At 42.2% G+C, this 11,179-nt stretch carries 11 protein-coding genes; 10 read left to right on the top strand and 1 reads right to left on the bottom strand.

Annotation, left to right across the window (positions count from 1 at the left end; translation table 11 throughout):
* The 10 genes from QZY09_RS15220 to QZY09_RS15175 all read left to right on the top strand — a co-directional run.
* Positions 1-627, top strand: a 627-nt coding sequence (locus QZY09_RS15220) for a hypothetical protein (protein ID WP_295673739.1), incomplete at its 5' end; no start/stop codon positions are given.
* 63 nt (positions 628-690) lie between these two features.
* Positions 691-1,647: a thioredoxin-disulfide reductase gene (gene trxB / locus QZY09_RS15215; RefSeq protein WP_295673737.1), complete on the top strand. Its 957-nt coding sequence runs from the start codon at positions 691-693 to the stop codon at positions 1,645-1,647.
* Positions 1,648-1,819: 172 nt separating this feature from the next.
* Complete coding sequence (locus QZY09_RS15210) at positions 1,820-1,942, top strand: 30S ribosomal protein THX (RefSeq protein ID WP_096351947.1); 123 nt, start codon at positions 1,820-1,822, stop codon at positions 1,940-1,942.
* Between the two features lie 132 nt (positions 1,943-2,074).
* Positions 2,075-4,384, top strand: coding sequence for a family 20 glycosylhydrolase (locus QZY09_RS15205; protein WP_367119228.1), 2,310 nt, complete (start codon positions 2,075-2,077; stop codon positions 4,382-4,384).
* A 7-nt stretch (positions 4,385-4,391) separates the two neighbouring features.
* The gene (locus tag QZY09_RS15200; RefSeq protein ID WP_295673735.1) at positions 4,392-5,150 is read left to right on the top strand and encodes a hypothetical protein; all 759 of its coding nucleotides are present in this window, start codon (positions 4,392-4,394) and stop codon (positions 5,148-5,150) included.
* Positions 5,151-5,258: 108 nt separating this feature from the next.
* Complete coding sequence (locus tag QZY09_RS15195) at positions 5,259-7,310, top strand: BatA domain-containing protein (protein ID WP_295673733.1); 2,052 nt, start codon at positions 5,259-5,261, stop codon at positions 7,308-7,310.
* A 32-nt stretch (positions 7,311-7,342) separates the two neighbouring features.
* Positions 7,343-8,593, top strand: coding sequence for a dihydroorotase family protein (locus QZY09_RS15190; RefSeq protein WP_295673731.1), 1,251 nt, complete (start codon positions 7,343-7,345; stop codon positions 8,591-8,593).
* Positions 8,594-8,601: 8 nt separating this feature from the next.
* Positions 8,602-9,273: a hypothetical protein gene (locus tag QZY09_RS15185; RefSeq protein WP_295673729.1), complete on the top strand. Its 672-nt coding sequence runs from the start codon at positions 8,602-8,604 to the stop codon at positions 9,271-9,273.
* An 11-nt stretch (positions 9,274-9,284) separates the two neighbouring features.
* The gene (locus QZY09_RS15180; protein WP_295673727.1) at positions 9,285-9,884 is read left to right on the top strand and encodes a DUF4199 domain-containing protein; all 600 of its coding nucleotides are present in this window, start codon (positions 9,285-9,287) and stop codon (positions 9,882-9,884) included.
* Between the two features lie 105 nt (positions 9,885-9,989).
* A complete protein-coding gene (locus QZY09_RS15175) occupies positions 9,990-10,544 on the top strand; it encodes a DUF4199 domain-containing protein (RefSeq protein WP_295673725.1) in 555 nt (184 codons plus the stop codon).
* A 58-nt stretch (positions 10,545-10,602) separates the two neighbouring features.
* Here the strand turns inward: QZY09_RS15175 and QZY09_RS15170 are convergent, their stop codons facing one another.
* Positions 10,603-11,034, bottom strand: coding sequence for a VOC family protein (locus QZY09_RS15170; protein WP_295673723.1), 432 nt, complete (start codon positions 11,032-11,034; stop codon positions 10,603-10,605).
* Positions 11,035-11,179: the final 145 nt, after the last annotated feature.

Raw genomic sequence — 11,179 nt, 5'->3', positions numbered from 1 at the left:
GGCGCAAAAACAGGCGCCTGGTTGGATTATTACAATAACGGGCCAAAATCTACCCTGAGAACTTACAGGAATAATTTATTGGATGGCCTGTTTCAAATTTATAACATATCAGGGAAAGTTGAAACAGAGGGTTATTATGTGAACAATAAAAGAGAGGGTGACTGGTGTACGCTTGGCGAAGACAGCACCGCTAACTATACGATGATTTACAAACACGATAAAATTGTAAAACAAATTGATTATGTGCACACGGCTGCCTATGAGAAATTGAACAAAAGTGCAACACCCAAATTCGATTTTGAAAAGTATATCGCGCACATTGCAGGTTCTTATACCTACCAGATCAGCACAGGGCAATTAACGGTTTCATTTACGGTGACCAAAGAAGGAATGGCTATTAACCCCAGGGTGGTTACATCTTATGAACCCCGGTTTGATTATTTGATTTCCCAGGCGATATTAAATTCACCAAAATGGACGCCGGCGCTGGTAAAAGGGCAACCCGTAGACCAGGTGCAATTTTATACCATCCATATTGTTAATTCAGCTTTGCGGCTGGAGTTGGATAATACCTATCACCTTCACAAAAAATTCGACCCGGCATTAGGGGTATATACCTATCAATAATGTTTACTAATTTCTGACGTTATTACTGGGTTCTTTCGTAAATTTGCAATTTATAAATCCCCAATGTCTCAACAACACGAACACGTTAAATGCCTGATTATAGGCTCAGGGCCGGCAGGTTATACTGCGGCTATTTATGCTTCACGCGCTGATCTGCACCCGGTAATGTATACCGGTTTAATTGCCGGCGGACAGCTTACTCAAACTACTGAAGTGGAAAACTACCCCGGCTACCCCGATGGCGTTATGGGCGTCGAAATGATGGAAGATTTTCGCAAACAGGCTGAACGCCTGGGTACTGATATCCGCTATGGCTATGTAAGTTCCGTAGATTTCTCGAGCTTGCCGCATAAAGTGGTAGTGGACGAAACTAAAACTATTTTGGCTGATACCGTCATCATATCAACCGGCGCTTCCGCTAAATGGCTGGGGCTGGATTCTGAACAAAAATACAGCGGGTTTGGTGTTTCCGCGTGTGCTGTTTGTGATGGTTTCTTTTTTAAAGGACAGGATGTAGCCATAGTTGGCGCAGGTGATACCGCAGCCGAAGAAGCGACTTACCTGGCCAAATTGTGCCGCAAGGTGTATATGCTGGTACGCCGCGATGAATTCAGGGCATCAAAGGCAATGGTACACCGTGTTTTAAATACGCCAAATATCGAACTGTTATACAATACCGAGACCAAAGAAATTATGGGCGACGGGCAAAGTGTTACCGGCGTAAACGTTTTCAATAACAAAACGAACCAGGAACGTACCTTAGATATTACAGGATTTTTTGTGGCGATAGGCCATCAACCAAATACCGAGATTTTCAAAGGATGGATCCACATGGATGAAACCGGTTATATTAAAACTAACCCAGGCTCAACCACCACTAACATTGAAGGCGTATTTTGCTGCGGCGATGCCCAGGATCATATTTACCGCCAGGCCGTAACTGCTGCCGGTACAGGTTGTATGGCTGCTATTGACGCTGAACGTTACCTGGCGGCTAAAGAGCATGTGGTAACGGCGTGATTGGTTGATTGGGTTGAATACGTTAGATAGAGTTGAATAAGTTATTGAAGGCAATGCCTTTTACAACCCTTACAACTAGTACAACAATTACAACTCTTTACAGCCCTAAATGCTGGTTTTCGGACTTTTTTCCGTATCATTGATAAAATACTACATAATCAATCATACTACCATGGGAAAAGGAGATAAAAAAACTAAAAAAGGCAAGATCGCAATGGGATCATACGGTAAAACCAGGCCCCACGATTTTAAAAAGGCTAAGCCAGCTGCACCTGCAGTTGAAGAAGCAAAATAATAAAACAAGCCGTTCCGCAATTCCGGAGCGGCTTGTTTTATTTCTGAACAGATATTTTACAACCATGCCTGTTAACTTTTCTATAAAAATCTGTTAACTTCACCTCCTTATATTTTAACAGGTTTAATTGGTATGATGCTTAAAAAAACGTTTTTACTGCTTTGTTTAATAACAGCGGCTTCTGCCACTATGGTAAATGCCCAGGACAGTGACCCCAACCTCGGGATAATCCCTTCCCCGGTTTCTCTTAAAAAATCTTCAGGCACTTTTGACGTTAATCAAAAAACGCTGATCCTGGCCGATAGCCTGGACAATAAAGCAGTGCTTTTTTTAACTGATTACCTGCAAAATAAAGCGATGCTGCATGTCCAGCTAAAGCATAACAATGGAACTGCTGCCGCTAACAGTATAGTGCTTACTTCGGCAGGTGCCGATATCCTGCCTAAGGGTGGTTACCGGTTAACCATCACGCCACAACAAATAATTGTTGCCGGTAAGGGCGCCGGTTTGTTTTATGGCATACAAACGTTGATACAATTGATGCCCGCTGATACGGCGGCCACTGGCAAAATACCTTGCTTGCAGATTGAAGACTATCCCCGTTTTGCCTATCGGGGTATGATGCTGGATGTTTGCCGCCACTTTTTTTCGGTTGAATTTGTTAAAAAATATATCGACCTGATGGCTGCCTATAAACTCAATAACTTCCATTGGCATTTAACAGACGACCAGGGCTGGCGCATCGAAATAAAAAAATATCCCGGATTGACTCAAATTGCCAGCCAAAGGGCACAAACGGTTATCGGTAATTATCATGACCGCACCCCACAACAATTTGACAATACGCCTTACGGTGGCTATTATACCCAGGACCAGATCCGCGATGTGGTAAAATATGCCAGCGACCGTTATATCAATGTCGTTCCTGAAATTGAAATGCCGGGCCACTCTGAAGCGGCATTGGCGGCTTATCCTGAATTAAGCTGTGACCCGTCGTTAACCTACAAGGTTGCTGAAACATGGGGCGTTTTTCATGACATTTATTGCCCTTCGGATAAAACCTTTAATTTTTTGCAGGATGTGCTGACCGAAGTAATGGACCTTTTTCCAGGTAAATATATCCACATTGGCGGTGACGAAGCACCGAAGGACGTTTGGAAGAAATCGGAATTTTGCCAGAAGCTTATGAAGCAGCTTGGCTTAAAAACGGAGGACGAACTGCAAAGTTATTTTATCCAGCGGATCGAAAAATTTGTTAACTCAAAAGGCCGCAGCATCATCGGCTGGGATGAAATTTTGGAAGGCGGCTTATCGCCAAACGCTACCGTAATGAGCTGGAGGGGCGAAGAAGGTGGCATAAAGGCAGCACAACAAAACCATAACGTGATCATGACGCCAGGTAGCGGAGGTTTATATATCGACCAGCAGCAAAGTAAACAGAATTTGGAACCACTAAGTATTGGCGGCTATGATCCTTTAAGTAAAATATACAGCTACAACCCAACACCGGATGTTTTAAGCGCCGATCAGCAGAAATTTATTATGGGTGTACAGGCTAATTTATGGACGGAATACATCCCTTATGAAAATAAGGCTGATTATATGATCCTGCCAAGATTGTTTGCCTTATCAGAAGTAGCCTGGAGCCCGCTCGCCAATAAAAACTTTAACGATTTCGCCAACACACGCCTTCCATCGCATCTGGCTAAGCTTGAAGCGGGTAATTTTGATTACCGGGTGCCAACGGCAATTGGTGGGCGTGATACCATTGTTTTTGGTACAAAATTGAATGTTTATTTAAAACCATCGGTCGCAGGCGCTAAAGTATATTACACCATAGATGGATATGACCCGCGCGAAACGGATATAGCTTATACTACACCGATAGCTTATGATGTTCCGCCTGATCAATACCGCGAGCTGAAAACAATAGTAATCACGCCAACCGGAAAAAGGAGCATCATTACGCGTGAAACGATGTACAACAAAATGCCGCTTCCGGCCGTTAACTTTACAGGAAATGTAAAGGGGATGAAGTATACATTATTGACGGGTGAGTTTACAGCAATAGACCAGTTAAAGGGAGCGCCGGTAATTGACACTGGTAATGTGCTAACTTTCAACACTTCAGCATTCAAAAAGAATATTAAAGGTTTTGGCGTAATTTATGAAGGCTTTATCCGGATAGATGCAGATGGCGTGTATGGTTTTTCACTGGCATCAGCAAACGGATCGCAATTGTTGATAGATAACCAGCCGGTGGTGGATAATGACGGCAAACACAGCGTTTTTGAACAGGGTGGGGCCGTACCGCTATTAAAAGGTTTTCACCGGGTAACCGTTAAGTACTTTGACAGTGCAAATTCAGGCCTTTTACGGGTGATGATGACTATTCCCGGAAAACCAAAAGGTGAAATATCACCGGATATGATGTTTAATTGACCAGGCAATGAAAAATACATGGCTTATTAATCTTTTAACTTTTGCCTGCTTAATTGTTAGCGGAATTTCAATAACGGGATGCAAAAATCAACCAAAACCAGCAACCGTAACCAATGCTACCCCGCCAAAGCAGGTTTTAATGGATCCGTTTCGCTACCATAAACTGATCGAAGTTTCTCCGGGGGAGGATTACGATATCCTGAGCTGGGGCAGGGGACAGGCGAAATTAGGAGCATTTGAAATATTACATTCCGATTCGGCTGGTAACAAATACTCCACTACAACAGGAGACCTTGATGGCGCCATTATTGATGTTTTTAATACAGATATGGACCTGGATGGTAATCCGGAGATCCTGATCCAGACAAAAACCAATGATACGCTATATAATACCCATGTATTCGCCTTTGAATTTACAAACGGAAAGGCAGATAAATTAGATTTTCCGAAGCTGACTGAACAACAAAAGCAAGGGTATAGAGGTGACGACAGTTTTTACGTTAAGGAGGGCAAACTTGAACGGGAATTTCCTTTATATACGGGGAGCGGGAAATCGGCTAAGCCTACCGGTCAAAAACGGCAACTGGAATACAGTATGCGGAATAATTTATTTAATGTTCATACTTTAAGTAAGGACACTACCAACGTAAATGCCGTTGTTAAGCCGGTAGTGAAACCCCAAAGCGCCGCTTCAAAGCCGGTGAAACATACAACGGAAAAGAAGAAAAAGAAGAAACACAGAAGGCACCATCGTGATGAGGGGTAAGAGATTTTTATGATACACTATGGCTTATCCTTTTATTTTTCCCTTTATAATTATTAATCTTAAACCGGTTTAATCAGTGTTCTAAAATTTGCACATTTGCACATCAATATGCATTTTCTATATCCTGCCTTTCTTTTTGCGTTATTAACGCTGGCGATACCTGTTTTGATCCATTTGTTCAATTTTCGAAGGTATCAGAAGGTCTATTTCAGCAATGTGCAGTTTTTGAAAGAGATCCAGGAAAAGCAATCCTCCCGCAGAAATTTGAAAGAACGCCTGATACTGGCAACCCGGCTCCTGGCATTAACTTTTTTGGTGCTGGCATTTGCAAAACCCTACATCCCCGGCGCCAATAGCGCGGGTGCGGGTAAACAGAAAGCGATCAGTGTTTTTGTGGATAATTCTTATTCAATGGAAACCCTTAACAGGGACGGCTCCTTGCTTGATGAGGCCAAAAAGCGTGCAAAAGAAATTGCTTCAGCCTACAGTATAAACGATCGTTTTCAGTTGCTTACCCAGGATTTTGAAGGCAGGCACCAGCATTTATTAAGCAGGGATGAATTTAATGACGCCGTTGATACGGTAAAGATCAGTGCCCGCAGCCGCAGCCTTCAACAGATTGTGAACAGGCAGCAAAGCCTTTTAGCCATGCACAAAGAGGCTCCGGGTATTTTGTTCGTAATATCCGATTTTCAAAAAAATATGTCCGGGGGCGATCTTGTAAAAACAGATACCGGGTTGAGTGTTAACATGGTTCAGTTAAAGGCGAGTTCATTGCCAAACGTAGCAGTAGATTCAGTATCCTTGTTAAGCGCCAGCCATCGCCCCGGCGAAAGCGAAAAGCTGGTAGTACGGCTGCATAATTATGCCGGAGAAGTAGCCACAAAGGTGCCCTTAAAGTTATTGATCAATGGTGCCCAAAAAGCGCTGGGCAGCTATACTATAGCGGCACATGCAGTGCAATATGATACACTGGTTTTTTCGGGGTTAAACGCCGGATGGCAACGGGCTGAATTATCATTACAGGATAACCCGGTTACCTTTGATAATCAGTTCTACTTTACTTTTGGTGTGAAACAGCAGATGCCTGTTTTACTGATAGACGGAGGTACTCCAAATCCGTTTTTAAAGGCTGTTTTTGCTGCCGATCCTTTTTTTAACGCAAAGCGGGTGCCCGATGGCAATGTTGATTATGCATCATTGGCGGATTATCCACTAATTATTTTAAGCGACATCAATGCAGTTTCCACGGGTTTATCGCAGCAGTTAAAGGTTTTTGTGAATAAAGGTGGCACTTTATTAGTTTTTCCGTCAGCTGACCCTGACCTGGTGAATTATAAAGATTTTCTGGAAAAAGTAAATGCTGCTTACCCCGAAAAATTAATTACCGGTGATGCCAGGGTAAGCGGTCTAAACCTGAGAAACCAGGTTTTTAAAAGCATTTTTGAAAACTTCCCGCTAAACCCTGATCTGCCCTCTGTAAAAAAATATTACCATTTGAGTTCATCCGGTAATGATCCTGAAAACTTAATGACGTTGCCGGGCAAACAATCCTTTTTGTGCGGTTATACAAGTGGCAAGGGCAAAGTTTATGTTTCGGCAGTGGCGTTGAATGAAGATTTCAGCAATTTGCCTCGTCATGCTTTATTTGTGCCCGTAATGTTCAGGATCGCTTTGCTGAGCGGACATGATCAGTTTTTGTTTTATACCCTTGGCCGCGATGAAATGATTGAGGTACCCCCAGTACAAACAAATGAGAAGCAACTGTTGAAATTGGTTAGGGCAGGGCAAAGCATTATACCCGAAACTAAGCAGATTGAAGGCAGCACGCTGCTTTACATGGCCGACCAGCTACAGCAAACAGGCATTTATGACTTAAAAAAACAGGACAGTACCGTTGCCGTATTGGCTTTTAATGATAACCGTAGCGAATCGGATTTAAGCTATTTGACCGCAGCCGAACTGGTGAAATTGGTGCCGCGGGCCAACCCGGTTTTAGAAGCCGGTAACGGGTCGTTAAAAAGTACGTTAACAGAAACAAATTTCGGCTTACAATTATGGAAACTTTGTATAATTTTGACATTGATTTTTCTGGGGCTCGAAATACTGGTGATCAGGTTTTTTAAAACTGACAAGCCTCCTGTTTCACAACCGGTTTAAATGAATAAAACCCACCTTTTAAAATAGCGCAAATGAATTTGCTTATTAAATCCGCAACTATAATTGATCCCAACTCACCTTTTAATCAAAAAATTGCCGATGTTTTAATTGAAAAAGGCATCATCACGCAGATAGCGCCGGATATTGAAACCGACACCGAGATATTTGAAGCTGAAGGTAAATATATTTCGCCCGGTTTTTTTGACCTGAACTGCAATATCGGCGAGCCGGGGCTCGAAACCAAGGAAGATCTATATACCGGTACAAAGGCGGCTGCGGCGGGTGGTTTTACCGGCATCGCTTTAATGCCAAATACTGTTCCTCCGGTACATTCAAAATCCGAGATAGAATATATTTTAAACCGGTCGAAGAAGAATTTGGTGGATGTGTTTCCTTTGGGTGCCATTTCGCATAAAAGAGAAGGTAAGGACATGGCCGAAATGTACGATATGTACCTTAGCGGCGCCAAAGCATTTAGCGATGGCAACAAGCCCGTACAGGATGCCGGATTGATGGAGCGCGCTTTACTGTATGCGCAGGGTTTTGATGCGCTGATCTTCTCATATCCCGAAGATACCGCCATAGCAGGCAAAGCCAAAGTGAACGAAGGGGAAGTGAGTACGTTGTTGGGCATGAAAGGTATCCCGTCACTTGCCGAAGAGCTGATGATCGCCCGTGACTTGTATTTGGCAGAATATACGGTTTCCAGGATTCACTTTAGCACCATTTCGACAACGCGCTCTGTTGAGTTGATCAGGGAAGCCAAACGCAAAGGGCTTGAAGTAACCTGCGATGTGGCCGCACATCATTTAGTGCTTACTGATGAGGCTTTATTAGGCTTCGACAGCCAGTATAAAGTTAAGCCGCCCCTGCGCACCCAGGATGATGTGGATGCCTTGATTGCAGGCCTTAAAGATGGTACTATAGACGCTATTGTATCGCAACATACCCCGCACGAGGTAGAGTTTAAAAACGTTGAGCTGGAAGTGGCCGAATTTGGCATCATTGGTTTGCAAACCGCGTTGCCGCTTGCTTTAAAGGCCGGACTTGACATCAGCCTGATCGTTGAAAAGATGGCCGTTAACCCTCGGAAAATTTTAAATATAGACATACCCGTTATCGCCGAAGGCAAAGAAGCAAATTTTGTGCTATTTGATGCAGATGAGGTTTGGGAATACAACAAAAAGAATAATAGGTCGAGATCCTATAATTCTCCTTTTATTGGTCACAACTTAATAGGTAAAGTATTGTTAACCTGTAATAACAATCAAAGTTTTAAATAACATCGACCATGACAGATCCAAAAGTAAAAATTGCAATAGAAGCGGCATTGAACGCTTTTTCGAAATATAACAGTTTTGAGGCCACACCTTTTACCACTGTTTTTTATGAAGTTTTCGCATCCGAAAAAGATTTTCTAACGAAATCTGGCATGCTGGACGAGGTGTTTGACGATTATCCGCAGCTGGAGTCACTCAGGGAGGTTTTCTTTGATCTGTTGCTGATCAATTTCTTTAGCGCAGATGTGATCAAGCTGGAAGAAGATTACCTTGATTCGCCGGAATGGGAAGATATTGAAGAGCAAACGCTTGACAGGGGCACCGAATTGCTTAACCTGCTGCTTTACTTAAATGAATGCGGCGATGAAGACATTGAGCCCGAACTGGAAGACTATCTGAGGGAGTTTTTGCTGGTTGATGAAGATGAGTTCCAGGATGAATACCGCATTTATGAACCGGTAATTGCCAACCAGATATTGATTGAGAGCCCGGTAACGGAGATCAGTAAAGTTGCGGGCGAATTACCGGAAGATTCGGAACTAAAAGAAATGTTTTACCCGATGATGTGCTTTTTTCAAAACACCAACCCGTCAGCCGAGGAAAAGAACAACATTGCGGCCAATGCCGTTAACAAAGACTTTGACATGGCCGTATTGGAAATATTAACCTGTTTTGCTGAATAATTAAGAACGTAGTGGACATCAATCTTGAACGCAAAATAAAGCTAAACGGCGTTAAAAACGGGCTGTTGCTTGGCATAGTTTATTCGGCGATAGAAATATTTTACTTTTATTACATTACAAAAATTGCTGGCTCAGCGTTATTGCTGATTAGCGGCCGCGTGCTTTTTCCTTTAGTTTTACCCATATTAGGCGTAATTTATTTTTGTTTGAAAAGCCGGAAACAAGCCGGCGGTTTCTGGACATTTAAACAGGCTACTACCGGAATATTTATTATGCTGTGTGTCGCCTATATCGTTTATACGCTGGGTGTAAGCCTGCTTTTTAATAAGGTTATTGAGCCAAATAATATCCAAAAAACCGAGGCCGCCGTTATCGGAAAAAAGATCGCGATTATGAAGCAAAGCGGCGCAAAACAGAGTGATATCAATGCCGCAATAGCCGATACAAAAAAAGACTTTGGGGAAGATAAACCGGCAAGTTTGTTTTATATCATCTTTGAAAACGCGATGGCTATCCTGTTCCTGTTCGTTTTCGCTATCCTGTTTGCTTCAATGATCCGTAATGCGGAATACGTATCCGTTACCGATCCGAACAATACCCCGGCGAGTTGATATTTAATTTGTGCAATGCAGGGTTCGGCGAAATATTTCACGTAGGATATACATTAGTTAAATAAATAATATTTAACTTTATTTCACACTAAAACCAATTTCATAATGGAAACTTCAAAACCAAAACCGTTTGATATTGCTGTCAAATGGGCTGCAATCTACGTTATCGCTTCTATTGTTCTTACGTACACCTGGCAGTTTTTAAATATTGACCCGAATACTTCTGTCAAATATATCGGCTTTTTAATTTTTGTTGTTTTTTTAATACTTGCGCTAAAAGAACAGCGGGATAAGCAAGGCGGCTTTGTCACTTTTGGAGAGTCGTTTGTAGCGGGTCTTTATTATTCGATAATTAGTGCGGTGGTAATTTCTATTTTTACCTATTTATACTTTGCAATTTTAAGCCCTCAGATGTATGAAAAGATATTGGATACTACAAAAGCAGGCCTGGTTGAAAAAGGGCTATCCAGCGACCAGATTGATCAAACGATGAGCATAATGAGTAAATACGGAGTTTTATTAGCAGCAGTTGGGTCCCTGTTTCTTATGGCTATTTTTGGAATCATAGTTTCCCTGATTGGTGCAGCGATTTTTAAAAAAGAACGTAGTATTCTGGATATTGAACAAAATTCAGATTCATTTACCGACCCGGCGATATAATGCCCCTCCAAGTAAACAAAACAGGCCACTTATTTAAGTGGCCTGTTTTGTTTATTAACTATCCTTTTACAATTTGGTTAAACTCCAGTCTTTCATTATCAGGGCCGAGGATATTAAAGTATTTGCAGCCGTGTTTCCAAAAGGGGAGTGAAACCGGGGTTTCTTCCAGCAAAGTGAAATTACCATCGTTTTTTAAAGCGGCATAAGCAGCGTTGATATCATCCACATCAAAGGCAAGATGGTCGATATGCCCATTGCTGCGGCTTTTTATTTCATCAAGTTGTTTGGCCGGCATTTGGTAAAGTTCAATAATGATGTCGTTAAGTTGCATCATTATACAGGTGCCTGTGTTCCCTTCAAAAGTAAACTGCGACTGCATTACATTCTCAAAACCAAAACGACTGTAAAACTTTTCGGATACGGCAATATCAGTTACCGGTATGCCCACGTGCTGTAATTTGTTAATAGTGATATTTAAGCGATCTTTCATTATGGGGTTATTTATGGAGGTAAATCTAGACTTTCTGACATAAAAAAAGGCACTGATCATTCAGCGCCTTTTAATTTTATGGATTTCAGCTTTCGCCTTTTACCTTTCTGCTTTTACCTCTAATCTTAGTGGTTCTTCATCACTT

This window comes from uncultured Mucilaginibacter sp., assembly GCF_903913935.1.
GTDB lineage: Bacteria > Bacteroidota > Bacteroidia > Sphingobacteriales > Sphingobacteriaceae > Mucilaginibacter.
Note: the sequence above shows the minus strand (reverse complement) of the source record. Positions and strands in the feature narration are given on the sequence as shown.